The sequence below is a fragment of the Ciceribacter sp. L1K23 genome (assembly GCF_018122705.1).
Taxonomy (GTDB): Bacteria; Pseudomonadota; Alphaproteobacteria; order Rhizobiales; family Rhizobiaceae; genus Allorhizobium.
This window is the reverse complement of sequence record NZ_JAGRRC010000001.1, coordinates 1964793-1990653: the sequence shown is the minus strand read 5'-3', so window position 1 is coordinate 1990653 and position 25861 is coordinate 1964793. Positions and strand designations below refer to the sequence as shown.

The window sequence follows — 25861 nt, the reverse complement described above, 5'->3', positions numbered from 1 at the left end:
CGGTTCAGATCGGACGCTGCAGGCTCTTGTAGACCTCGTTCAGCGCCTTCATGCGCTCGTCGGAGGCCGCGCGGATACAGGCCGCGTCGCTGCCGCAGGCCTGGCGTCTCGACAGCCATTCCACCTGATCGTCCTGCAGCGTGCTACGAGAACCCATGGCGAGAAGACCGCTCAGAAGATCGAAGGTCGTCACCATCCGGACGTCCGCGTCGTTGAGCCCGCGGTCCTCGCAGATCACCTTTTCGTCGGCGGCGAGATCGGTCTTTGCGCAGTCGAAACTGGCGGCTGGCGCGGCTCCGGCGGCGGCAAGGAAAAGCATGGTGGAGAGAAGCGGGAGCTTGGAAGGCGCTTTGGTCATGGGATCGTCCTGCTGAATCGGAACCGATCAGGCAACGTTTTGCCGTCTCCTTCGTTCCGGCCGCCACCGGAACATGTCACAATCGGGTGAAGCCGCCCGCCCGCCTTCTGCCTGCCACAGAGTGATTTGACGGTACCTGCATGAAAAGAAGAATCTTCGTTTCCCTTCTCGCCGGCACGCCGCTCCTGAGTCTGCCCCTTGCAACGCCCGCCTTCTCCCAGACCATTGCCGTCCGGAGCCGGATCGACAATCTGCTACAGAGAGCCGCTGACCTCGACACTCTGGAGGCGGTGATCGTGACGCGCGACGGGGAGGGGGTGGCCGAGCGCGCCTATCGCGGCAACAGCCTCGACGGCTCAACCAACATCAAGTCGGCCTCCAAATCCATCGTCTCCTGCCTCGTCGGCATCGCCATCGACAAGGGCCTGCTGAAAGGCGTCGATCAGCCGATCGAGACAGTGCTCCGTTCCGAGTTTCCCGAAAACCCCGATCCGCGTCTGTCGGAAATCACCATCGGCAATCTTCTTTCGATGCAGTCCGGCCTGGAGCGTATGTCCGGTCCCAATTACGGCCGCTGGGTCGCGAGCCGCAACTGGGTCCGTACGGCACTCGCCGCGGATTTCGTCGACGATCCGGGCGGCGGTATGCTCTATTCCACTGCATCGACACATCTGCTGTCGGTGATCCTGACGAAGGTTGGCAGGCAGCCGACATTGCAACTCGCCCGCGACTGGCTCGGGCCGCTCGACGGGTTCCGCATCGGGTCGTGGGACCGCGATCCGCAGGGCTATTATCTCGGCGGCAACCAGATGGCCATGACGCCGCGTTCGCTGCATGCGTTCGGCGAACTCTACCGGCGCCGCGGCGTGACTGGGGATGGAACCCGCCTCGTGTCGGAAGCCTGGATCGACGAAAGCTGGACGCCGCGCACCAAGTCCGTCTTCAACGGCGATGGCTACGGCTACGGCTGGTTCCTGAAGGAGATGGCCGGCGAGCAGGTCAGTTATGCCTGGGGTTATGGCGGCCAGATGCTTTATATCGTCCCGAGGCTCGCGCTCACCGTCACAATGACCTCGAACGAACTGGCGCCGTCGGCCCGAACCGGCTACCGCGACCGGCTGCATGGCCTCTTGGGTGACATCATCCTCGCCACCGCCATCTGACCGTGTTGAACCCCGATCTTGTTGAAGAATGGCGGTAATCCCACATTTGCCGCGTTTGGTCGGTTTTGCTTTTGCCGTTTAGCTTCTAGAACATTGACGTCTATGAAAGGTGCTTTCCCATGCGTCGTCTGAAGATTGTCGCTGCGGTTCTGGCCGCATGCTTCCTGATCCCGCCCGTTGCCGGCGCGCAGGAAAAGGCGGTGCCGCGTTCGCAGGCCGAAATTCAGCTCTCGTTTTCGCCGCTGGTCCAGCAGACCCACGGCTCGGTCGTCAATGTCTATGCCGAGCGCGTGGTCGAGCGCCGGGCCTCGCCATTCGCAGGCGATCCCTTCTTCGAGCAGTTCTTCGGCCAGCGCTTTCCGAACCGCACGGAGAAGCAGCGCTCGCTCGGCTCCGGCGTGATCGTCGAAGACAACGGCACGATCGTCACCAACAACCACGTGATCGATGGCGCCGACGAGATCAAGGTGGCGCTGTCGGATGGCCGCGAGTTTCCGGTGAGCGTGGTGCTGAAGGATGCGCGGCTCGATCTCGCCGTGCTGAAGATCGATGCCCGCGGCACCTTCCAGCCGATGAAGATCGGCAATTCCGACGTTGCCGCCGTCGGGGATCTCGTACTTGCGATCGGCAATCCCTTTGGTGTCGGCCAGACCGTGACCAGCGGCATCGTCTCGGGCCTCGCCCGCAACCAGGTGACGGAAGGCGATTTCGGCTTCTTCATCCAGACCGACGCCTCGATCAATCCCGGCAATTCCGGCGGCGCGCTGATGAACATGAATGGCGAACTGATCGGCATCAACACCGCGATCTTTTCGCGCGGCGGCGGCTCCAACGGTATCGGCTTTGCCATTCCCTCCAATCTCGTGAAGGTCTTCCTGGCCGCCGCCGATGCCGGCGCCAAGAGCTTCGAACGTCCCTATGTCGGCGCCTCGTTCGATCCTGTCACCTCCGATGTCGCCGAAGCTCTCGGTCTCGACCGGCCGCTCGGCGCGCTCGTCGTGCGAGTGGTGGAAGGCGGGCCGGCCGACAAGGCCGGCCTCAAGCCGGGGCAGGTGATCGTCAGCGTCAACGGCGTGCCGGTCGAGCATCCGGACGCGCTCGGCTATCGTCTGACCACTGCCGGCCTTGGCGCGACGGCCGAACTCGGCGTGCTGGAGAACGGCAAGCCGAAGACGATCGAGCTGGCACTGGAAAGCGCACCCGAGACTGTGCCGCGCGACGAACGCGTCCTGCTCGGCCGCAGCCCGTTCGCAGGTGCCCGTGTCGCCAATCTCTCGCCAAAGATGGCCTACGAGCTGCAGATGCCGACCGAGTCGGCTGGTGTCGTCATCACCGGTTTCGAAAACGGCTCGACCGCCGAACGGCTCGGCTTCGCAAGGGGCGATATCGTCGTCGCCGTCAATGGCGTCAGCGTCGATTCCACTCGCCAGCTATCGGACATTGCCGCCTCCGATGCCGGTTTCTGGCGCGTCGAACTCGAGCGCAACGGCCAGCGCATCCGGCAGATCTTCCGATGAGCGACCTGTTCTCCGCGCATGTTCCTGACGATGTCGCAGCCCGCCGCCCTCTGGCGGACCGGCTGCGGCCGAAGACGCTCGCGGAGGTGACCGGCCAGGATCATCTGACCGGCGAGGATGGCGTTCTGCGCCGGATGATCGAGGCGGGCTCGCTCGGCTCGATGATCTTCTGGGGACCGCCCGGCACCGGCAAGACCACGGTCGCCCGGCTCTTGTCGGGCGAGGCGGGTCTCGCCTTCGAGCAGATTTCGGCGATCTTTTCCGGCGTCGCCGATCTGAAGAAGGTGTTCGAGGCGGCGCGGGCAAGGCGCATGGGCGGCCGGCAGACGCTGCTCTTCGTCGACGAGATCCATCGCTTTAACCGCGCCCAACAGGACAGTTTCCTGCCGGTCATGGAAGACGGCACCGTCATCCTGGTCGGCGCCACGACCGAAAACCCGAGCTTCGAGCTCAACGCCGCTCTTCTGTCCCGCGCCAGGGTGCTCACCTTCAAGCCGCATGACGAGGAGAGCATCGAGACGCTTCTGAAGCGCGCCGAGGAGACCGAGGGTAAGCCGCTGCCGCTCGATGAGCAGGCGCGGGCAAGCCTGATCCGCATGGCCGACGGCGATGGCCGCGCCTCGCTGACTTTGGCGGAGGAGGTCTGGCGCGCTGCCCGGGACGGCGAGGTTTTCGACACCGAAGGCCTGACCCGCATCGTCCAGCGCCGGGCGCCGGTCTACGACAAGGGCCAGGACGGCCACTACAATCTGATCTCGGCCTTGCACAAGGCGGTGCGCGGGTCAGATCCGGACGCCGCGCTCTATTATCTCTGCCGCATGTTCGATGCCGGCGAGGATCCGCTCTATCTCGGCCGGCGGCTGGTGCGCATGGCGGTCGAGGATATCGGTCTGGCCGATCCACAGGCGCTCGTCATCTGCAACGCAGCCAAGGATGCCTACGATTATCTCGGCTCGCCGGAGGGCGAACTCGCGCTGGCGGAGGCCTGCGTCTATCTCGCCACCGCGCCTAAATCGAACGGCGTCTATGTCGCCTACAAGGCGGCGATGCGGGCGGCCAAGGAAAATGGCTCGCTTCTGCCGCCCAAGCATATCCTCAACGCTCCGACCAAGCTGATGAAGGGCGAGGGCTACGGTGAGGGCTATCGCTACGACCACGACGAGCCGGATGCCTTTTCCGGCCAGAACTATTTTCCGGAGAAAATGGGTCGACAGATCTTCTATGATCCGCCCGAACGCGGCTTCGAACGCGAGATCAGAAAGCGGCTCGACTGGTGGTCGAAGCTTCGCCGCGAGCGGGGCGAGCCGTAAGGTTTCCGGTCAGGACGCGCGCTTCTGCCCGGTCGGCGGAGCGACCATCTTCACGGCCGATTCGGCCAGCCCGTGATGGCCTTCCATGTCGACCACCAGATGCCAGTGCGCGAAATCGGGCACGACCATCTTAACCGGCGATTTCTTGGCGACGCCGCCGAGATACTTGAAGTCGAGCCCTTCGCGGAACCGCTGGAAATTCGTCGCATTCATCAGCCGGACATTGTTCACCGCCGACAGCGAGATCTCGAGGATCGTGCCGGGGCGCTGCTCCTTCAAATCATAGTGGGTGAAGCGAAAAGTCGGCTTGGGCATTCGCGGATGTGTTCCCGGTTCTGAAACCTTTGGGCGGAGAGATTAGAGGGCTGCCGGTTAAGGAATGGTTGGGAGCGTGGAAAAACCCGTGTCTCGCAATGGATCGAACGATGCGAAAAACGGGAACCTGCGCGGCCGGGCGGCGTTTGCACTGTCATGAAGGCAACCACCAGACAGGGAGGCATGCGAATGAAGACCGAAACCTATATGAGCCTCTTCGTCGGCATGATGATCAACGCCATGCTGTTCGGCGTCGGCGCCGTCGCCGTTCTGTCGATCCCGGCGCTCGAGCCGTACTGGAAATTCCTGATCCCGCTGGTCGTGGTGCTCGCCTACCTTCTGACCTATCCGATCGCAAGCCGCATCGCGCCGCAGCTGAGGCTCCGCAACCGGCCGGACGGCCGCACCGCCGACATCCCCGGCACCTATGATGCCGGCCATCGCTGAACCGATTTCCCTCCGACCTCCACACTGCCCTGTCCGTCTCCGCGGACAGGGCTTTTTTTACCGCTCGTCAATCATGTCGTGAGATCGCAGTGCGGGTTAAATCGTATTTAAGCGACCGCTGTCTATGCTCCGCCAAAAAAGACGCGGGGGTTGCCGATGAATGCCAGGATCATGACGCCGGATACGCCGAAGCAGCCGTCACAGGGACGTCTGCTGCGCCTCGTGATGATTTTCGCCGTATCGCTGGTCACCGTGTCGGCGCTCTCGCTGCTCTCGGTCGGCCTGATCGCCTCGAAGGAGGCCGACGATCAGGCCGCCGCCACCGAACTCAGGCTTTTCAACAATGCGCTGAAGGACCGTCAGGGCCTCATGGCCCGCGACCTGCTGCTGATGGCCCGCTGGGATGACTCGGTCAAGGGCATCGCCATCGACTTCGACGAGGATTTCATCCGCGACGACTTCATGTCGACGCTCTGGTGGGATTCCGGCCACGAGCGCACCTTCGTCGTCGCCCCTGGCGGCAAGGTGGTCGCGTCCTCGCGCGAGGACCGCATCGACTTCACGCCGCGCCAGCTCGCCGACACCGAGGATCTCGCGATCATCGCCAGGCGCGCCGTCGACACGCACATGCGCTACCGCATCCCGATCGACGGCGGCTATGGTCAGCGCGTCGTCAAGAGCACCGATATCGGCGAAATTTCCGTCTTCGGCTTCGCCTTCGTCGACGGCGGCCCGGCGATCGTCAGCGCCATGGCGATCGTGCCTGATGAGGAGGAGGTGGCGATGCCCGAGGGGCCGCCGCACATCCTGATCTCGGCCAAGGCGATAGACCGCGAACTGGTCCGCGACCTCAATACCCAGCTCGCCTTCCGCGATCTCGCCTTCAGCGACGATGTCGACGGCAAGGTCAAGGTGGTCTCCGCCTCCGGCCGCGCGATCGGCAGCTTCTCCTGGTCCGGCGCCCGTCCGGGCTCGCACATCTGGGACATCGTCGTTCCGATCGTTCTGGTGCTGTCGCTGCTCCTGGTGCTGGCCGGCGGTTTCGTCATGCGCCACATCAGCAGGCTGTCCTCGCTGCTCGCCGAAAGCGAAAGCCGCATCCGGCATCTGGCGCTGCATGACCCCTTGAGCGGCCTTGCCAATCGCCTGAACTTCGACCAGCAGCTCGCCCGCGCTGCCGCGGATGCCAAGCGCCGGCCATTCGCCGCGATCGCCTGCGACCTCGACCGCTTCAAGGCCGTCAACGACACCCACGGCCACGCCGCCGGCGACACCGTGATCCGCACGGTCGCCGATCGCCTCCGTCACACCGTCGGCGATCAGGGCCTCGTCGGCCGCATCGGCGGCGACGAGTTCGTCATCCTGGTCACCGCCTTTTCCGACCGGCACCGGCTGATGCTGCTCGCGACCCAGATTATGGCCGCGGTCGGCGAACCGATCGCGCTCGACGGCGGCGCCGTCGTCGACGTCGGCGTCAGCCTCGGCATTACCGTTTCGCCTGATTGCGGCACGCTTCCCACCGAGATCATGGCCGCCGCCGACCGCGCCCTCTACGCGTCGAAGGCCGGCGGCCGGGGCAGGGCGCTGTTCGCAACCGAAGTGACCGCCGCCAGCGACGCGGAGAGCGACGCGGCGTAGCGATCGCTTCGCCGCCTCCTGTCGACCGGATCCTCAACTGCTGCCGCCATTGACCCTCATCCGGCTGCCTCCCGTGTTCCTGCTGCCCCTCATCCGGCTGCCGCCACCTTCTCCCCGCTCGCGGGGAGAAGGGACACGTGGCACCGCCGGCGCTCCATCCTCCTTCTCCCCGCGAGCGGGGAGAAGGTGCCGGCAGGCGGATGAGGGGCAAGTCCCGGCATTTCCTTTCGCGCCACGTCATCCATCACCTCCAACTCTCTCCAAAACTCCACGCACCCCAAAACCCCGCAGAGGCTCTCCCCCTCCGGTTCGGCATCACCTGTACTGCTCTTCCCCGTAACTCCAGACAAAGGGGAAGCGGACGGGGTACCGGGGGCACCTCGTTAGTTTAGTATAGTGGTACCTTCCGGTACCCCGTTCGGCGGTTTTTATCCGCGACTTCGGCCTCTCTGCAGGAGCGTCGGGTCTCCGGTGGAGGAAAACCTCCACCCTGCATGCGCCGCCGGGACTTGTCAGGTCCGTTGGCCCGCGCCGCATGCATACCCCGCGCTCCCCTCCGTGCCCCACAGGCACACCCGGCGCCCGGTTAGGGCTGGATGACGGGCCTGGCTGCAAACCCGTCCTCCCCCATGTCGCCGGAGGGAGACCATTTTCCGCGGACCCCGGTGGCAGGCTCTTGCGTCCTTCCCCTGCCACCAGCGCCGGCCCCGCCTCGCCACAACGCCTTGTGGTGTATCCGCGACGGAACGGGAACAAGGATACGGGCGTGGAAAAGAAGGGGGAAAGCAGCGGTGAGATTTTTTTGAGGGAGGGTGTGTTTTTCTGATAAGGGTATGATTTTGTTGGGAGATAATTTTGTGCGGCGTTGGTGCGGGCTTTGGGAGTCCCAGTTGGCTGACCGCAAGAAGCCGGATTGGCGTGGTTTTTACTGCGATCCGTGATCGGAGAGCACGGCAGGCCGTGAATGGATCCTCGGGTCGAGCCCGAGGATGACGGAGTGTGTGGTGGGCGTTGGTGCCACAAGAGAGGTTCCCGCAGATTAGAGGCATCTTGTGGCACCGGTCGCCTCCTCATCCGGTCGTCATCCTCGGGCTTGACCCGAGGATACAAAACCAAGCCAACCAACGTCGCTCTGGGCCAAGCCTCAAATTTTGCAAGAGAGGGCACCACCAGCGGCCAGCCTCGTGCTTCGAGGCGCCGTCGGCGCACCTCGGCATGAGGCTGGAGGGAGGTGCGGCCATCGCAACGTCGCCGCCCCTCATCCGGCTGCCGCCACCTTCTCCCCGCTGCGGGGAGAAGGCAGGTGGAGCGCCGGCCTTGCCACATCCTCCTTCTCTCCGTTTGCAGGGAGACTATCCCGGCAGGGGGGGCAGCGGCCGACATCCCCCCGGAACTCTTCCCCACCCCCGGTGTTACCCTCCCGAACAATCCCCAACAGCAAAGGAGAACGACAATGGCGATCGAGAAATTCGGATCGGCGAAGTGGAGTGGCGGACTGAAGGACGGCAAGGGGGCGATTTCGACGGAGAGCGGGGCGCTGAAGGAGCATCCTTACGGCTTCAAGACCCGCTTCGAGGGCGTGGCCGGGTCCAATCCGGAGGAGCTGATCGGCGCGGCGCACGCGGCCTGCTTTACGATGGCGCTGTCGAAGGCGTTGGGCGATGCCGGATTTACGGCGGAAAGCCTGGAGACGAAGGCCAAGGTGACGCTGTCGCAGACCGATGGCGGCTTCGAGATCAGCGGCATCGCGCTGTCTTTGACCGGCTCGGTACCTGGCACCGACGAGGCGACGTTCAAGCGGATCGCCGAGGAGGCCAAGGTCGGCTGCCCGGTGTCCAAGGCGCTGAAGGCGGTGCCGATCACGCTGGAAACCACGTTCCGCTAAAGGCTCACCCCTTCGTGATGCGCGATTTCGTCGCGCATCACGCTCAAGGCCCTCCGGGTTAACGAAGTCTTTATTGAATCGTGAAAGTTAGAGGGAACCTGCAGGTGGTGCGGGCTCGCCGGAATGGCGAGGTGCTGGGAGACGACGGCCCGAACCGCTGCGTGGTGTCAAACGAGTCATGCCCGCTTCGGACAAGCGGGTACAGTATGGAGTAAGCTCATGACCCTGAAGCGCGTTTCCCTGGCGCTTGCCGCCGCAATGGCATCCACCTCCGCTTTTGCGGCAGATCTCACCTATTCCGATCCGGCGCCGGCCTATGAAGAGCCGGCCGCGGCATCCTCCGGCGGCTTCGCCGGCGCCTATGCCGGCGTGCATGCCGGCATGTCGGGCGAACAGATCAACCCGTTTTCCGGCGAGAAGGAATTCACCGGCGGTATCCATGGCGGCTACAATGCCGAAATGGGCGGCGCCATCGTCGGCGGCGAACTGGAATACACCCACCTGAGCGACACCGAAGTGGACGTTCCAGGCGGCGAGCTGAAGGAACGCCACCGCATGGCGCTGAAGGCCAAGGCCGGTATGCCCATGGGCGAAACCCTGATTTACGGCACCGCCGGCGCGACCATGACCAGCATTCGCGACACCACGACCGCCGAGGGTCCGGACGGCTGGAAGCCCGGCTACCTGCTCGGCGTCGGCGTCGAGCAGAACCTCAACGCCAACATCTCCGCCAAGGTCGAGTACAACTATGTGCGCACGCCTGATGTGCGCAGCTTCGACGGCGCCTCGACCTCGACCACCAATCTCAGCGACCACACGATCAAGGGCGGCCTGAACTACAAGTTCTGATCGCCCTACGATCGACACTACGGAACCGGCATCGGCGCGCGTCGATGCCGGTTTTTTGATTTTCTCCGGCGCGGTCGGTACCGGCCGGGCGGTCGCAGCCGTTGCATTCGCGGCCGCCGCACCTACATTCGGGCGATGATCACCGATTCCCACAGGAAGGCCGCCTGAATGGCCTGGGCCCTTGCCGCCGCTGTCCTCATCGTCCTGATCCTTGCGCTGCTCAGCCGCCGCGCCGCCGCGATCGTGATTGCCGTGGCGCTGGTCGTCGGCGGTGTGGTCTGGCTGGTGACCGACCGCCAGGACGAGGAGCGGGCGGCCGAGATGAGCGCGGTCACGGCCCGCGCCGACATCAATCCCGGCATCTGCGCCGACCCGGCCCGGCCGGTGCTTGTCGCCTTCACCAATGCCGCCGACCGGCCGGTCCTGAAGCTTTCCTTCGACCTGACGGCGAGGCTGCGGGGTCATTCGACGCTCGCCTACCGCGCCTTCCTGCGCTCCGACCGGATCATCGCACCGGGCGAAACCGTCACCACCTGCCAGGCGACGCTGACCCGCGGATTTACCGGCCCGACGCCCGAAAGCACCGATCTCGCGGACTACGAGTGGATGGCGGCGGTGACGCTGGTGGAGTTTGGCCGCTGAGGCTGCGGCCCTAATTCCACTTCGCCGCCCAGGCGCGGATTTCGGCTTTCGCCTTCTCCGGCCAGGTCTTGACCGGCGGGTTGACGCGGATCTTCTGACCCGACGGCTTCCAGGCCAGATAGACCGTGCGGGAGGGGATATCGGCGATCACGAGCGCCTCCTGGTCCATGCACATATGGCGCGAGCAGGCGGTTCCGACGAAATAATCGCCCTTGAACGCGCCCGATCCGACGCCCATCAGGATATCGTTGACGAGCCTCTGGTCGTCGCCGGCAAGCCGGGCGATCTCGCCCCCGATGTCCGCATAGTCGAACAGGTCGCCGGGATGCGTGGCGGTGCGGTCGCGAAGCTCGGCCCAGCCTTTCGCGGCATCCGGCTGAAAGGCGACGGCGTCGAGAGATTTGAGCCCGCCCTCGGCCGTCCAAGACCATCGCTCGCCGGGTTCGTTGGGCGTCGAGCGGGTCGAAAAGACCAGGCTGTCGCCGTCTTCCTCCATCGACACGCTGACGCAGCTGTCGATCGGGCCGTCGATGCGCGGCGCCGCACCGTCGGGGAAGGAGAGCACGAAGGGCGCGCCATCGCAGGCATTGCCGCCGGCGGATGCCGAGCCCAGCACCACCGGCACGCCGCCGACCAGGCGGACCTCATCGACGAAGAGATAGTAGTCCTTCAGCACCGACCGCCCGTCGATCTCCAGGCTCTCCTCGTCGCCCGCCTTCACGATCGCCACCGCGTGCCCGAACAGCGTCATCTGGAACTCGGTGGCGGCGGCAAGCGGGGCTGCGGCCACGATGGCGGCAAGGGCGAGGGCGGCGAGGGCGGGCAGGCGCGATGTCATCAGGTCAGGTCTCCTCCGGTGTGTCCGGTGCTTTTATGGCGGCGGCGCGGAGGGGTTGGCAAGGGTGGGGGTGGGCTTGCCTCAGGCAACGCCTTTCGACAACGCTCGTGCGGTGCCGGCGGGATCGACGGCGATGACCTTGAGATAGGCCCGCGCCGGGGCGTCGGGTTCGCTGCGGCCCTGTTCCCAGTCGCGCAGCGTGCCGAGCGGGATCCGGTAGCGGACGGAAAATTCCTCCTGCGTGAGGCGGAGCGCCCGGCGGATGACTTTCACCTGCGGCATTCTGCGAGCGGCGCGCAATTGCTCTTTCGTCATCGGCGGATTGTCCGGATCGGCGAGCGCGTTGGCCTCGGCTTCCTCGTCGGTCATGGCGCCGAGGTAGGCCCAGTCGGTTCCGGGGGACTTGGCGTTGTGCATTGTCATGCTCCGGGGTCCGTACGTGTCGCATTCACTCAGTCTTGATCGCAAAATGCTTTAACGGTCAGGCTTTTACAGCAATTCGGGATAAATATTCTTTCAATCCAACTTCCGTTAAAACATATCCAGATTTTCCATCGATATCTTTAAATTCAATTATTCCGAGTATCTCGAATTGAGCAATAATTTCTCTCACATATCGGTAGTCGAATCTGATATTTACGCAGGAAGATATCTCAAGTATGAGCGACTCTAAGTCGTTTTTGCTGTTTATCGGATGAAAAGATCGATATCTATGACCTAGTCTCTTGAGGATGTCCCCAAATTTCACCGAAATCGACATCGGTTTGTAGTCATATCCAGCGTAACGTTGCCCTGAAAAATCAATGGTGAAATCGTCCTCTAAGCCCGCAAGCCCCTCGGTTGGTATTTTGGGTGGGACCGAAGAAGACGTGATTTTCAATCTTTCATTTTCTTCCCGAAGTTTGTTTATCGTGAGGAGTATCTCTTCCGATGCTGCGTTGTCTCCTCGTATCCAGCCAGGTTGAGGGTATCTTTTTATTGCATGTGTAAGTGTGAGAATTACTTCCGATGCTAGCTGGTCACCATTTGTCCAGAATTTGGCGAGTCGTCCCGCGTTGAGCACTTTCTCGCGGAATTCCTGCAGCTTGGCCCTCAACGCAGGATCGTTGTCCAGCCTAGATACCGTTAGCTGAGATATATCCTTTATAACAAAGCTCAAGACTGGTTTTCCTGTCGATACAGCGTAATCGTATTCCTTTTCTGTATAGGAAATTCCATCCGGAGAAACGGACCCATACCGTCCCGCAAGAATTAATATGTAGTAGTCGGATTCATCAATTATAGTTTTTATAAAATCGAAAGTTTCTTCATCTGATGCTGGGAAAAACTCCATGCCGGAGGGAATGCAGTCCATTCCCAGCATTGCCATCATGACTCTTCGACGCTCATCTTCTAGATCAGAGAACGTGGAACTTAAGAATATCTGGTATCGCTTTTTTTGCACGATCTCGCCCAATGAAAAACTGCGGCGAATTCACTCGCCGCAGTTTATCTTAACTGATTTAGCGCGAGCGGAAACGCAAATTTCCACTTTACCCTGTAATGATCAGCTGCACCCGCTGGTCGCCCCGCAGGTATCGCACTTCTCGCAGGTGCCGTTGCGCACCATCGTGAAGTTCTGGCATTCCGAGCACATGTTGCCGGTATAGCCCTGAGCAATGGAGCGCATGCGGCGGTCGGCTTCGACCTTTTTGGCGTCCGACTTGGCGGCGGCGGCGTCGGCTGCGGCCTTGTCGGAGAACAGGTCCGGGCTTTCGGCGGCCTCGGCCAGTTCCTCGGCATATTCCTCGACGAGCGCGGCAGCGCGTTCCTCGTAGTCGCGCTTGAAGGAGACGACTTCGGAGGTGGCGACGGCCATGGCCGGTTCCATCTTTCGCGCGGTATTGCCGGCGATCGCGGTGACCGTGGCGCCGCCCGACGCCTTGGCGGGCGCGGCCGTTGCGGCACCCTTCGGTTCCGCGCCGGAGGCCGCCGTGTTATGGCCGGAGACCAGAACCGGCTTGTAGCCGCGGGTCAGGCCCTTGGACACGGCATCCGCCTTGCCTTCCTTCATGCCCTTGCCGAGCGCCGTATTGCCGAAGTCGGAGGTGTCGACATGGGCAAGGTCGTGGCGGCCGAGATAGGAGATCGCGAGTTCCCGGAAGACGTAATCGAGGATCGATGTCGCGTTCTTGATCGCGTCATTGCCCTGGACCATGCCGGCCGGCTCGAACTTGGTGAAGGTGAAGGCGTCGACATATTCCTCGAGCGGCACGCCATATTGCAGGCCGAGCGACACGGAGATGGCGAAGTTGTTGATCAGCGCGCGCAGCGCCGAGCCTTCCTTGTTCATGTCGAGGAAGATCTCGCCAAGCCGGCCGTCGTCGTATTCGCCGGTGCGCAGGAAGATGGTGTGGCCGCCGATCTTGGCCTTCTGGGTATAACCCTTGCGCCGGGTCGGCAGCTTTTCCTGTTCGCGCACCAGACGCTCGACGATCCGCTCGACGATCTTCTCGGTGACGATCACGGCCTGTGCCGCTGCCGGCGCCTGCAGCAATTCCTCCAGCGCATCGTCGTCCTCGTCGTCCTCGACCAGCGAGGCGTTGAGCGGCTGCGAGAGCTTGGAGCCGTCGCGGTAGAGCGCGTTGGCCTTCAGCGCCAGCTTCCACGAGAGCATGTAGGCCGCGCCGCAATCCTCGACGGTTGCCTCGTTCGGCATGTTGATCGTCTTGGAGATCGCACCCGAGATGAACGGCTGGGCGGCCGCCATCATGCGGATGTGGCTTTCGACCGAGAGGTACCGCTTGCCGATCTTGCCGCACGGATTGGCGCAGTCGAACACCGGCAGGTGCTCGGGCTTCAGGAAGGGTGCGCCTTCGAGTGTCATCGCGCCGCAGACGTGGATGTTGGCGGCCTCGATGTCCTTCTTCGAGAAGCCGAGGTGGTCGAGCAGGTTGAAGCTCATGTCTGACAGTTGCTCGTCGGAGACCTTGAGGGTGTCCTTCAGGAAGTCGGCGCCGAGCGTCCACTGGTTGAACACGAACTTGATGTCGAAGGCGGCCTTCAGCGCGCCGTTGACGGCGGCGATCTTCTCGTCGGTGAAGCCCTTGGCCTTCAGCGTGGTCGGGTTGATGCCGGGCGCCTGGTTGAGGTTGCCGTGGCCGACGGCATAGGCGTCGATCTCGGCGATCTGGGATTCCGAGTAGCCGAGGGTGCGCAGCGCTTCCGGAACGGCCGCGTTGATGATCTTGAAGTAGCCGCCGCCGGCAAGCTTCTTGAACTTGACGAGCGCGAAGTCGGGCTCGATGCCGGTCGTGTCGCAGTCCATGACGAGGCCGATCGTGCCTGTCGGCGCGATGACCGAGACCTGGGCGTTGCGGTAGCCGTGCTTCTCGCCGAGTTCGAGCGCCTTGTCCCAGGCCTTGACGGCGTGGTCGACGAGGGCCGGATCGCTGCATTCGGCATGGACGAGCGGCACCGGATTGACCGACAGGCCCTCATAACCGTCCGACAGGCCATGGGCGGCGCGGCGGTGATTGCGGATGACGCGCAGCATGTTGTCGCGGTTCGGCTTGTAGCCCGGGAAGGGGCCGAGCTCGGAGGCGATCTCCGCCGAGGTCGCATAGGAGACGCCGGTCATGATGGCGGTCAGCGCGCCGCAGATGGCGCGGCCCTCGGCCGAGTCGTACGGGATGCCCGAGGACATCAGGAGGCCGCCGATGTTGGCATAGCCGAGGCCGAGCGTGCGGTATTCGTAGGAGAGCTCTGCGATCTGGCGCGACGGGAACTGCGCCATCATGACCGAGATTTCGAGCACGACGGTCCACAGACGCACGGCATGTTCGTAGTCGGCGACGTTGATCTTCTTGGTCGCGGCGTCCTTGAACTGAAGGAGGTTGAGCGAGGCGAGGTTGCAGGCCGTGTCGTCGAGGAACATGTATTCCGAGCACGGATTCGACGCGCGGATCGGACCGGCGGCCGGCGAGGTGTGCCAGTCGTTCATCGTCGTGTTGAAGTGGATGCCGGGATCGGCCGACGCCCAGGCGGCGTAGGAAATCTTGTCCCAGAGATCGCGCGCCTTCAGCGTCTTCATCACGCGGCCGTCCTTGCGGGCGGTCAGGTTCCAGTCGCCATCGTTCTCGACGGCGCGCAGGAAGTCGTCCTTCAGCGAGACGGAGTTGTTGGAGTTCTGGCCCGAGACCGTGAGATAGGCTTCCGAATCCCAGTCGGTGTCGTAGGTCTTGAACTCGATATCCTTGTAGCCCTGCTGGGCGAACTGGATGACGCGCTTGACGTAGTTTTCCGGAACCTGGTCCTTCTTGGCGGCGCGGATCTCGCGCTTCAGGGCCGGGTTCTGGTTCGGGTCGAAGCAGGCGCCGTTGTCGGCCTCGCAGTTGACGCAGGCCTTCATGATCGCCTTCAGGTGCTTGGCGACGATCTTCGAGCCGGTGACGAGAGCCGCGACCTTCTGCTCTTCCTTGACCTTCCAGTTGATGTATTCCTCGATATCGGGATGGTCGATATCGACCACGACCATCTTGGCCGCACGGCGCGTGGTGCCGCCCGACTTGATGGCGCCGGCTGCACGGTCGCCGATCTTCAGGAAGGACATGAGGCCCGACGAACGCCCGCCGCCCGACAGCTTTTCGCCTTCGCCGCGCAGGTAGGAGAAGTTGGAGCCGGTGCCGGAGCCGTACTTGAAGAGACGCGCCTCACGCACCCACAGATCCATGATGCCGCCCTCGTTGACGAGGTCGTCCTCGACGGACTGGATGAAGCAGGCATGCGGCTGCGGATGCTCGTAGGCCGACTTGGACTTGACGAGCTTGCCGGTGAAGGGGTCGACATAGAAGTGGCCCTGGCCGGGACCGTCGATGCCATAGGCCCAGTGCAGGCCGGTGTTGAACCACTGCGGGCTGTTCGGAGCGACGCGCTGGGTGGCGAGCATGTAGGCAAGCTCGTCCTTGAAGGCGAGGGCGTCTTCTTCCGAGGAGAAGTACTTGCCCTTCCAGCCCCAGTAGGTCCAGGTGCCGGCCAGACGATCGAACACCTGACGCGCATCGGTTTCGGAGCCAAAGCGTTCGCCTTCGGGGAGAGCCGCGAGCGCCTTTTCATCGGGGACGGAGCGCCACAGGAAGGACGGAACGTCGTTTTCCTCGACCTTCTTCAGGACGGCGGGAACGCCGGCCTTGCGGAAATACTTCTGCGCCAGAACGTCGGTCGCGACCTGAGAGAACTGGGCGGGTACATCGATATCCGCCAGCCGGAAGACGATCGAGCCGTCCGGGTTCTTGATCTCGCTCACCGCCTTGCGGAATTCGATCTCCGCGTAGGGCGACTGGCCGGTCTTCGTAAAACGACGTTCTATGCGCATCTGGCTCTTGTCCCTTGTGCAAGTTCCGCGCCCGTCAAAGGCGCATTATATCCCCGTCCGGCCTCGTTTGTAAAACGCAAGCCGGGCTCCGAACGCTCTAAATCAGGTGATTCATCCGCGAATGCGTCAACCTGTATCTTGTGGTGATTATGGCTGCAAGCCTACTATATATAGTGTTAACAAATTCTTGCTGCCAGTCCCCGGTGTGTTTCTTTGGCTGAAAACCGCACGCGAAACCGTTCGGAAAAGCGCCACATCATGAGGCCTATCCGCTTGGGACTTCATCGATTTCCTTGAAAAGAACCGGCCTCGTTACTGTCCGATTCTGTCGCCGCCGCAACAGGGCCATTAACTTGAAATGCACTGATTCCGTCAAGGGGTGGACCGTGACGAATTTATGAATACCACATCTAGTGGTGTTTCATTGTGGAAAACGGGGATTGGCGAAAATAGCAGCCGCGCACCCCTTGTCGCCCTGCTGCGCCGGGGGAGTGGGGGTTTCAGGCGTGTCCACCACGACGCGAGACCGCCATTTTCGTGTCCTGATTTGACACACAGGTTTTTCTCATCGGTGAAAAATGCGATTTTTGCTGCACTGCCGTATTTCGCGCTTCTCTTATACCGAAAATAAACGAGCTTCCTGCAACGATGCACCCATCACTGTGCGGAATGATCTCCGTTTCGGGCCGTCAGGGCCGCTTTCCATCAGGGAAAGTCCAGCCGAGAGATATTCAGCCATGAGTTTCGCCAATTTCTCGATCCTCAAGAAGGTGAGCCTGCTCGTCGTGACGATGGGTATCGCTGCCGGTGCCATCGCCGCCGTTGGCGCGAGCGGCCTGACGTCGTTGGGCGGCGCCTTGAAGGATACGGGCGCCCGCGAGGAGGTCGCCCGCGAGGCGATGGACCTGCGCGTCGACATCATCGCCATTTCCCGCATGACCTACCAGCTGGCGCTGGCGCCTGAAAAGGCTGCCGATTTCGCCGCCGAGACCGACAGGCGCGCCAAGGAAATGCTCGACCGCCTGCCGAAGATCGCCGCGACTGCGGACGCCAACGAGGCCCGTATCCTCGACCAGGTGCGCACCACGCTCGACAGCTACTTCGCCTCGATCCGCTCGATGGTCGCCGTCGCCGGCTCCGAACAGGGCAAGGATCTCGCCGTCATGCGCGAGGAACTCGCCAAGGTGCTCGACGGCCAGAAGGCCGTGACCGCCATCGTCAAGGAATACAGCACCTATTCGAGCAACACGCTGGCCGAATCGCGCGCCTCGGCGCTTTCCGCCTCGACGACGACGATCGTGGTTCTCGGCGCAACCGCGCTGATCTGCATCATCGCCGGCGTCGCCTTGAGCCTCGTGATCGCCCGCAAGGGGATCGTCAATCCGATCCGTGGCCTGACGGCCATCATGTCCGAGATGGCCTCCGGCAAGTTCAAGGGCGAAATTCCCGATACCGAGCGCAAGGACGAGATCGGCGAGATGGCCCGCGCGCTGCAGGTCTTCCGCTCCAACGAACTGCACATGCGCGAGATGGAAGCCCAGGAAGCGGCACTCACCGCACAGAGCAAGGACCTGCAGGCCAATATCAGCGGCATCGTCGCCGCCGCCGCGGCGGGAGATTTCTCCAAGCGCATCACCAAGCAGTATGACGACGAGGACCTGAAGCGCTTCGCCGGCAGCGTCAACGAACTGGTGGAAGGCGTCGACCGCGGCGTCACCGAGGTCCGTCGCGTCATCGCCGCTCTGTCCGACGCCGACCTCAGCCAGGAAATGCGCGGCCAGTTCCAGGGCGCGTTTGCCGAACTGCAGGTCAACGTCAACAACACCATGGCGACGCTGCGCCAGACCATGTCGAACATCCTGGCCGGCTCGCACACGATCGCCGGCAACTCATCCGAGCTTAGCCAGGCGGCCAACCAGCTGGCGCGCCGCACCGAGCAGCAGGCGGCCTCTCTCGAAGAGACCGCAGCCGCGCTGGAGGAAATCACCACCACGGTCAAGACCTCGACCGAGCGCGCCCGCGAGGCAAGCTCGATGGTGCTGGAGACCAAGTCGAGCGCCGGCAAGTCGGGCGACATCGTCCGCAACGCCATCGACGCCATGGGCCGCATCGAGCAGTCATCGCAGAAGATCAGCCAGATCATCTCCGTCATCGACGAGATTGCCTTCCAGACCAACCTCCTGGCGCTGAACGCCGGCGTGGAAGCAGCCCGTGCCGGCGAAGCGGGCAGGGGATTTGCGGTCGTCGCCCAGGAAGTCCGCGAACTGGCCCAGCGCTCGGCCAACGCCGCGAAGGAAATAAAGACGCTGATCAATACCTCCGCCGACGAGGTGAAGGGCGGCGTGGCGCTGGTTCACTCGACCGGCGAGGCGCTGACCGAGATCGAAAGCCTGGTCAACCGCGTCAACGACCACGTCGCGAGCATCGCGCGTGCCGCGCAGGAACAGTCCGCCGCGCTCGCCGAGATCAACACCTCGGTCAATCACATGGACCAGATGACCCAGCAGAACGCCGCCATGGTGGAAGAAACCACGGCCGCCAGCCAGGTGCTCGCCAGCGAAAGCCAGCAGCTCCAAGGCCAGCTCGCCCGCTTCCGCCTGCAGTCGTCCGGCGGCCGCGTGGAGGCCCAGCGCGCCGCCTGAGGCACGGCAATCATCGGATGAAGGAGGCGTCGCTTCAGGGCGGCGCCTTTTTTGTTTGGGGTGAGTAGGGCGGATACTGTTCCACGAAAAATGCCGCCCCCTGGGGAGGCGGCATTGTCGGTGACGACAGCCTTGGCCTGTCGAGTTCAGACGATCAGGAAATCCTTGTAGGTAAGCTTGAGGCCATCATCGAGCTGGGCGAACTGGATGCGTCCGCCGGATGCGTTGCCGTTGGAATCGTAGAACAGCTTGCCCGTGTCCGTTTCGTAGATGATCCGGTCCTTGGAGTCGGTCGCAAAACCCGACTTGTTGGCAGTGAAAGCCGATGAAAAGAGCGTTCCGGTCTTCGTCAGTTTCGTGAAGACCGAATTCTCCAGCGCGATCGTGTCATCGGCGACCGAGAAGTCGTTGATACGGTCGACATTGGTGGACGAACTGAGCTTCGTATTGAAATAGAACGTATCGCGCCCGCTGCCGCCGGTCAGGCTGTCCTTGCCGGTTCCGCCGTAAAGCCTGTCGTTGCCGCTGCCGCCGCTGATGGAGTCGTTACCTCCGCTGCCGAACAGCTTGTCGTTGCCGCCATTGCCCCAGATCTGGTTTGAGGCGCTGTTGCCGTTGATCTGGTCGCTGCCCGAACCGCCCTTGGCTTTTTCGATCACCGTGCCGTAGGCGATGCCGAAATTGCCCACCAGCCCATCGACATCGGAGTATGTTCCGGCGTTGAGGTTGATCTTGGAGCCCGCCGTCAGCCACGAGAAGTCGAGCAGGTCGCTGCCGCCGGTGTCGACGATGGTCATCGCGACATCGCCGAGATTAAACGTCGACTCATAGTCGTAGGTCGTATTGCCACCATTGATGGACGTAGTGCCATAAAGGCGGCGGATCGCCAGCACATCGGCGATCATTGGCGTCAGCAACCAGGCGAAGTCGGCGTTGACGAAGGTGTTATCGTCCTGATCGAAGTACGACATGATCGTCGCCTGCCAGGAGTCGTTGGCATAGTGGTTGTCGTAGCCGTAGGTGGCGTTGCCGTTGTAATCGCCGGCATGGCCGAGGCCGAGCGCGTGGCCGATCTCGTGGATATAGGTCTGCAAGGAATAGGTGCCGCGTCCGGTGCCGTAGTATGTCACCCAGTCGCTAGAGATATTGACGATCGACGAAGAGATCGTCGTGCCGGAATATGTCGATGTTGACCAGGCTTCGTCAGAGCCGTTGTTCGTGAACGTAATCTTCGCCGAGGAACTGGTCGTGATCGAGAATTTGATGCCCGACGCCGCGGTCCACGCCTGAAGCGCCCAAGTCGCGATCTTTTTCTCAGCCGCATTGAGGTCGGTCATGTTGACGCTGAGTGTCTGCCCCGCGTCGATGTTGAAGGACCTGCGCTGGCCACCCTGGTCGTCCCAATAGCCATCGGTCAGATAGGCCGCGATCTGGCTATAGCTGTAGGTTGGCAAGGCGTTGCCGACTGAGACACGGGCCGAGGACCACGCTGTGGAAGCGGCATCCTGGTTCATCGCCTGCGCATGCAGCGCCCGCGCATTCAGGACGATTTCGTCCTTGTCATCGTTCAGCAGCGAATACGAACGCATTGTCCCCCCAAAAGTCCGGTGAATCGTTATTTCACCATGGCAACAAATTCTAAAGGAAGCAACAGTGAGAAGCTCCAGTATGGCGCCGCAATACTCGGAAGAGGATCAACGTCGACGACCACCTTGTTTTTTGCTGCAGCAACGAAACCGCTCGCAGGAGCAGTAATGGGGAGGATTCTCTGCATCCTATATATATCGCAATAAAACGAAACGTATTTCAGGAATTTAATGTGGAAATCCGGGTGGTTAATAGTGGACATGAGAAAATCCGTTCTAAATATGGTCATTCCAAGAAATTTATGTCGCGGTTTTCGAGTCAAGTGTCGCGCATTACACAGATCTAAGCCTCTTTTTGCTACGACGCCGTCGAATGAAAGTTGTTTACAGACGTCTGTGGCAAGGTTAGCGTTTCTTTAACAAGGTCTTGGGCGAGATGAAGGCGATGCGTGACGGTCCGTTTTCGGGGGCAGTGTGCCCCATACGACGGCGCGCCGGCGCCCTTTGTTCGACGGGCCTTGTGTTGGTGTTGGCAGGCGCGACAGCGATGGCACAAGAGGCGGATCAGGTTGAAACGGTGACGGGCGTGCGCGAAACCATGGGCAATGCCGTGGAATGCCCCAGGCTCCGCACGGACGACGGCCGCAGTGTCTTCATTTTTCGACTGCCGCCGGATGTGGCCATCGGCAGCCGGGTGAAGGTGACGGGCGTGTTCGTCCATCCGACGACATGCATCGGTCCGGCGCTCCGTGCAGATCGAATAGACGTTCTTTGAAATCAATCAGGCCGCTAAAAAGGTCACGATGGCGCCGTGCGCCGAGGGGGAAACATGGCAATACCGACAGATCCGCGTCTTTCGACGAGCCTTCCGGAATCCGATCAGCAATGGCATCTGAACCAGCGGGATGCGGGTCAGTACGACCTGCGCGTCATGGCGGCCTGGGCGGACTACACGGGCGCCGGGATCAACGTCTTCGTTATCGATGACGGTTTCGACTACACCAACAGCGACTTGGCGGGCAATTACGACCAAACGCTGGACTTCGATTTCGATACGAACACCGCCGACGCGTTCGGCACAACGAGCGATGCGCACGGTACAGCGGTGATGGGGATCATCGGCGCTGACGACAACGGCAGCGGCACCGTCGGGATCGCCTTCGATGCAAGGCTCGTCGGCTATCGCCTCTACGGCCTCATTTCCGACACCTGGCTCATCGACGTACGCGACAGCATCCGCAGCGCCGCCGACAGCGGCGCTCACGTCGTCAATCTCAGCCAGGGGATGGCAAACTGGCTGGCGACGATCTTCGGCGGGGAGCTCGACCAGAGCCTCGTCCGGTCGATCCGCACGTCGATAGACTACGCGGTCGACACGGGGCGCGACGACAGGGGGACCATCATCGTCAAGTCCGCCGGAAATTCGCGCGACACCCTCTATGACGTCAACGCCGACATGTGGACGAACGACACCCGTCAGGTCGTGGTGGCCGCGGTTGACCAGAGCGGTGCGGTCTCCTGGTATTCAAGCTACGGAGCAGCCAACCTGGTGTCCGGGTTCGGAACCCCCGGAGAGGTGGTAACCACCGACCGGACCGGCAGCGCCGGATACGACGCGACTGACATCACCAACCAGTTCAACGGCACTTCGTCGGCTGCGCCGATGGTCTCTGGCGTCGTGGCGCTGATGCTGGATGCCAACGATAATCTCGGCTGGCGCGACGTGCAGGAGATCCTCGCTGCATCCGCGCGGCATGTGGGCAGCGCCATGGGCAGCGCAGCGGCCGGCTACGAGCGGGAGGCCTGGAAGTGGAACGGAGCTACCACTTGGAACGGCGGTGGCATGCACTTCTCCATCGACTACGGCTACGGCCTCGTGGACGCAACCGCCGCCGTCCGGCTGGCGGAGACCTGGCTCTATGGCGGAACGGCGGCGCAGACCAGCGCCAACGAGCGCAGCACCTATCAGGATGGCCTAAACAGCAGCACCCAGATTCCGGATGGCGACAGCGCCGGAAAGACGTTCACGATCCGCGAGACCGATCGCATCGAGGTCGAGCGGGTGACGCTGACGGTCACATTTGCCACGACCTATGTCGGTGACGTGAGCATCTACCTGACCTCGCCCGACGGAACGCGCTCCACGCTTGTCAACAGGTCTGGCACGAACCAGGACTTTAACGGCACATGGACCTTCGAAAGCCAGGCCTTCCGCGGTGTCTCCAGCGCCGGTGACTGGAAGGTGAAGATCGTCGATTCCTCTTCGGGCGATATCCTGACGGTCAGCGACCTGAAGCTCCGCACCTATGGCAGCGCGTCGAGCACCAACGACCGCTATGTTTTCACCAACGAATACTCCGACTATGACGGCGTGGGGGGCCATTCCAGGACCATCACCGACACCAATGGCGGCACCGATACGATCAACGCGGCGGCGGTGACTTCGGCATCGCTGATCGACCTGAACTCGGGTTCGCAGTCCAAGATCGACGGCGTTACCGTCATTTTCCGCGGCATGGACCGGGGGATCGGCGGCGACGGCGGGGATCGTCTCTATGGCAACAGCGGCAGCAACAGCCTGTACGGCATGCGTGGCAACGACACGTTGAACGGCCGCGGCGGCAATGACTCGCTGAATGGTCATCGGGGGAATGACAACCTCTATGGCGGCAGCGGCAACGACAAGCTATCCGGGGGCTCGGGTAACGATAGCTTCTACTTCAACACCAAGCTGAACAGCTCCACAAACGTCGACACGATCAGCGACTTCTCGGTCGTGGATGACCGGATCGTGCTGGAAAACTCCATCTTCACCAAGCTGACGAAGACAGGAACGCTCTTTTCATCGGCTTTCGTCGCCAACACGTCGGGTTTTGCGACCGACTCGAAGGACCGGATCATCTACGAGACGGATACCGGCAAGCTCTACTATGACAGCAACGGCAACGCGTCCGGCGGCCGCGTTCTGTTCGCGAAACTCGATGACGGTTTGCACCTGACCCACAGCGACTTCCTGGTCGTGTGACGGGGAAAGGGGGGCGGCCTTGTGCCGCCCCATGTTTATCGCGCCAGACGGTCGAGCGCCTCGAGGTCGATGCCAAGGGTGATGACGCCGATCGGGCGGCCGGAGGGGTCTGTGATGGGCATGGATGCATGGACCTGGCGGCGTTGGGTCGACTCGTCGAGTTCCGGCTTTTCGACCAGCACGAAATCCTCGTCCTGACCGTAGGTTCGCGTGAACTTCGCCTCATCCCCCTGCCACAGATCGGTGGAGACCGTCGACTGGCCGACATTGAGGCCGTGCCGGTCCGTGACGATGATCTCGGTGATCAGGTGGGCGGATCCTTCCTGTCTGTTCTGCAGAATCCGAGACAGCGGCCGGGCGAGCATGGCCTCGATCGTGGGCGAGCCGCCAGCGGCGACATCGTTGCGCCAGGCACGGTCGAGCGCATCGATCTCGGCATCGGTAAGGTCGGCATTCTCGACGTTCTGCGCCGTGATCGCGGCGGCCAGAAGAGGGTCCGACAGCCATGGCCTGACGCTCTCGTGCATGAAGGTCTCGATCTGCACCAGTTGTTCGTGGGAGACGTCGACGCTGTCCTGGGTGCCGAATGAATGCGGCACCATCAGCGCGCCTGCCAGCAGGCACGGCAGGAGGACAGCGAGGCTGACGAGGATCAGCTTCGGTCGGCGCGGGGCTGAGGATAGGCGTCTCGGCATTGGCATCGATCGTACATGGTGAGGCTCCGTCCGCTCCGACCCGTCGCGAGACATTCGCAACAGGGCCGGAACCGCCGGAGCCCCAGTTTTTAACCCGGTTGTTTTAGTATTTGATAAACGGGAAAGATACGATCCGCCAGACTATGACGGGACCTTTTCGGACCTTCCGTCAGCCCTTGTGACCCTTGGCGATCGGTTCCTGGTAGGTAAAGCCCATGTCCCAGGGGAAGTAGATCCAGGTGTCCTGCGAGACTTCGGTGACGAAAGTGTCGATGGTGGGCACGCCCTTCGGCTTGGCGTAGACGCAGGCGAAGTGCGCGTTCGGCAGCATGTCGCGGACTTCCTTGGCGGTCTTGCCGGTATCGGTGAGGTCGTCGACCACAAGCACGCCTTTGCCGCCATTCTCCAACAGTTCCGGCGTGATGCCCTTGAGCAGGTTCATTTCGCCCTGATTGAGATAATCGTGGTAGGAGGCGATGCAGACGGTCTCGATCAGCCGGATGTTGAGTTCGCGCGAGATGATCGCGGCCGGCACCAGACCGCCGCGCGTGATGCACACAATGGCGCGGAACTCTTCCGTGAGGCCGGCGAGACGCCAGGCAAGCGCACGGGCGTCGCGGTGGAACTGGTCCCAGGAAACGGGAAAGGCTTTTTCGGGCAGTGACATCGGGTTGGCTCCGCGGGCAGCGTCTTCGGTTGACCTCTCCGGCATCCGGCCGGCCGGCGACGGCGGTTGCCCCGAAACCGGGACGGGCGGGTCGCTCAAAAAAATGCCGTGCCCTGAACTGCCGTCATAGGGCACGGCTATTAGCGGCAAAGCCGGCGCGCTGGCAAGAGCCGCCGCGCCGGCGTTGAAGGGAAGGGTGTCCGGGTCCGGTCCGGTCCGGAGTAGCCCGGATATGTCGCCCGCGTCAGTGCCCGCCATCTGTCGTGCGGGCACGTCGCGTTTGCAAATCAGAGCGCGTCCATGTTGATGCCGATGGTGATCGCGCCGATCGGCGCGCCGCTCTCGTCGCTGATCGTGACGGAGGCCTGCGACTGCAGCGCCTGGGTGGACTCGTCCTTCTCGACCGCGTCGACGAAGATCGCGTCCTTGCCCGCGCCGAAGCTCTTGTTGAACTTGTCCTCGTCGCCCTGCCAGTAATCGGAAGTGACGTCGCTCTGGCCGACGTTCAGCCCCTTGTTGTCCATGACGAAGAGCTCGGAGATCGTGCCCTCGGAGCCCATCTGCTTTTCCTGCAGCATCTTCGAGAGATCGTTGCCAAGAACCTCGCTGATCATCGGGCGGTCGGAGGTTTCGACCTCGGCTCGCCATTTCTTGTCGAGCGCGTCGATGTCGGCGGCGGAAAGGCCGGCATGCTTTTCGTTCTGGGCCTTGATCGCGGCGATGACGGCCGGATCGGAGAGCCAGGGGACGACGTTTTCCTGGACATAGGCGGTGACGGGGGCGACATGCGCCTCCTCGGCGCTGGCCAGGCCGCCGGTGGCGGCAAACGCACAGAGTGCGATCACGCTGGTGAGAACTTTCTTCATCAATGGGGTCTCCTCATGGGTTTGGTTGGGGCGCGGGACCATAAGATCCTCCGGATCCCGCATGG

The 25861-nt window shown here is 62.5% G+C and carries 21 protein-coding genes; 11 read left to right on the top strand and 10 right to left on the bottom strand.

Going from position 1 to position 25861, the window contains the following annotated elements:
• Positions 1-4 precede the first annotated feature (4 nt).
• Positions 5-319 carry a hypothetical protein gene (locus tag J5J10_RS09340; protein ID WP_249116874.1) on the bottom strand — a complete coding sequence of 105 codons (315 nt, stop codon included), beginning with the start codon at positions 317-319 and terminating at the stop codon, positions 5-7.
• A gap of 179 nt (positions 320-498) precedes the next feature.
• On the opposite strand from J5J10_RS09340, the gene J5J10_RS09335 reads away from it, so the two are divergent.
• The 3 genes from J5J10_RS09335 (at position 499) to J5J10_RS09325 (ending at position 4348) form a co-directional block, all read left to right on the top strand.
• On the top strand, positions 499-1521 hold the full coding sequence (locus J5J10_RS09335) for a serine hydrolase (RefSeq protein ID WP_211929693.1): 1023 nt from the start codon (positions 499-501) through the stop codon (positions 1519-1521).
• Positions 1522-1640: 119 nt separating this feature from the next.
• Positions 1641-3038 (top strand): DegQ family serine endoprotease, encoded by a 1398-nt coding sequence (locus J5J10_RS09330; protein WP_211929692.1) that lies wholly within the window; start codon positions 1641-1643, stop codon positions 3036-3038.
• The gene (locus tag J5J10_RS09325) at positions 3035-4348 is read left to right on the top strand and encodes a replication-associated recombination protein A (protein WP_211929691.1); all 1314 of its coding nucleotides are present in this window, start codon (positions 3035-3037) and stop codon (positions 4346-4348) included. The genes J5J10_RS09330 and J5J10_RS09325 overlap by 4 nt, the downstream gene beginning before the upstream one ends.
• Before the next feature lie 9 nt (positions 4349-4357).
• Here J5J10_RS09325 and J5J10_RS09320 read toward each other — a convergent pair whose 3' ends face one another.
• Positions 4358-4663 (bottom strand): DUF1883 domain-containing protein, encoded by a 306-nt coding sequence (locus J5J10_RS09320; protein WP_211929690.1) that lies wholly within the window; start codon positions 4661-4663, stop codon positions 4358-4360.
• Positions 4664-4852: 189 nt separating this feature from the next.
• On the opposite strand from J5J10_RS09320, the gene J5J10_RS09315 reads away from it, so the two are divergent.
• From J5J10_RS09315 to J5J10_RS09295, 5 genes are all read left to right on the top strand, one after another.
• On the top strand, positions 4853-5110 hold the full coding sequence (locus tag J5J10_RS09315; protein WP_211929689.1) for a hypothetical protein: 258 nt from the start codon (positions 4853-4855) through the stop codon (positions 5108-5110).
• A gap of 156 nt (positions 5111-5266) precedes the next feature.
• The gene (locus J5J10_RS09310) at positions 5267-6748 is read left to right on the top strand and encodes a diguanylate cyclase (protein WP_211929688.1); all 1482 of its coding nucleotides are present in this window, start codon (positions 5267-5269) and stop codon (positions 6746-6748) included.
• A 1453-nt stretch (positions 6749-8201) separates the two neighbouring features.
• A complete protein-coding gene (locus tag J5J10_RS09305) occupies positions 8202-8633 on the top strand; it encodes an OsmC family protein (protein ID WP_208549514.1) in 432 nt (143 codons plus the stop codon).
• A gap of 219 nt (positions 8634-8852) precedes the next feature.
• Complete coding sequence (locus J5J10_RS09300) at positions 8853-9482, top strand: outer membrane beta-barrel protein (protein ID WP_208549518.1); 630 nt, start codon at positions 8853-8855, stop codon at positions 9480-9482.
• Between the two features lie 168 nt (positions 9483-9650).
• Positions 9651-10124, top strand: coding sequence for a hypothetical protein (locus tag J5J10_RS09295; RefSeq protein ID WP_208549520.1), 474 nt, complete (start codon positions 9651-9653; stop codon positions 10122-10124).
• 10 nt (positions 10125-10134) lie between these two features.
• Here the strand turns inward: J5J10_RS09295 and J5J10_RS09290 are convergent, their stop codons facing one another.
• The 4 genes from J5J10_RS09290 to J5J10_RS09275 form a co-directional block, all read right to left on the bottom strand.
• Positions 10135-10962: a hypothetical protein gene (locus J5J10_RS09290; protein WP_208549522.1), complete on the bottom strand. Its 828-nt coding sequence runs from the start codon at positions 10960-10962 to the stop codon at positions 10135-10137.
• 81 nt (positions 10963-11043) lie between these two features.
• Positions 11044-11331, bottom strand: a complete 288-nt coding sequence (locus J5J10_RS09285) for a transcriptional regulator (RefSeq protein ID WP_208553441.1) — start codon at positions 11329-11331, stop codon at positions 11044-11046.
• Between the two features lie 112 nt (positions 11332-11443).
• A complete protein-coding gene (locus J5J10_RS09280) occupies positions 11444-12406 on the bottom strand; it encodes a DUF4062 domain-containing protein (protein WP_348646480.1) in 963 nt (320 codons plus the stop codon).
• 102 nt (positions 12407-12508) lie between these two features.
• On the bottom strand, positions 12509-16315 hold the full coding sequence (locus J5J10_RS09275) for a vitamin B12-dependent ribonucleotide reductase (protein WP_208549529.1): 3807 nt from the start codon (positions 16313-16315) through the stop codon (positions 12509-12511).
• A gap of 737 nt (positions 16316-17052) precedes the next feature.
• Here J5J10_RS09275 and J5J10_RS09270 point away from each other — a divergent pair.
• Complete coding sequence (locus J5J10_RS09270; protein WP_211929687.1) at positions 17053-18957, top strand: methyl-accepting chemotaxis protein; 1905 nt, start codon at positions 17053-17055, stop codon at positions 18955-18957.
• A 146-nt stretch (positions 18958-19103) separates the two neighbouring features.
• Here J5J10_RS09270 and J5J10_RS22625 read toward each other — a convergent pair whose 3' ends face one another.
• On the bottom strand, positions 19104-20546 hold the full coding sequence (locus J5J10_RS22625) for a M10 family metallopeptidase (protein WP_211929686.1): 1443 nt from the start codon (positions 20544-20546) through the stop codon (positions 19104-19106).
• A 544-nt stretch (positions 20547-21090) separates the two neighbouring features.
• On the opposite strand from J5J10_RS22625, the gene J5J10_RS09260 reads away from it, so the two are divergent.
• Positions 21091-21318, top strand: coding sequence for a hypothetical protein (locus J5J10_RS09260; protein WP_211929685.1), 228 nt, complete (start codon positions 21091-21093; stop codon positions 21316-21318).
• Between the two features lie 54 nt (positions 21319-21372).
• Positions 21373-23568, top strand: a complete 2196-nt coding sequence (locus tag J5J10_RS09255; protein ID WP_211929684.1) for a S8 family serine peptidase — start codon at positions 21373-21375, stop codon at positions 23566-23568.
• Between the two features lie 35 nt (positions 23569-23603).
• Here the strand turns inward: J5J10_RS09255 and J5J10_RS09250 are convergent, their stop codons facing one another.
• The 3 genes from J5J10_RS09250 to J5J10_RS09240 form a co-directional block, all read right to left on the bottom strand.
• Positions 23604-24263, bottom strand: coding sequence for a PDC sensor domain-containing protein (locus J5J10_RS09250; protein WP_211929683.1), 660 nt, complete (start codon positions 24261-24263; stop codon positions 23604-23606).
• A 169-nt stretch (positions 24264-24432) separates the two neighbouring features.
• Entirely contained in the window at positions 24433-24930 is a 498-nt protein-coding gene (gene gpt / locus J5J10_RS09245; protein ID WP_208549533.1) for a xanthine phosphoribosyltransferase, read from the bottom strand.
• Positions 24931-25217: 287 nt separating this feature from the next.
• Complete coding sequence (locus J5J10_RS09240; RefSeq protein WP_211929682.1) at positions 25218-25796, bottom strand: hypothetical protein; 579 nt, start codon at positions 25794-25796, stop codon at positions 25218-25220.
• Positions 25797-25861 lie beyond the last annotated feature (65 nt).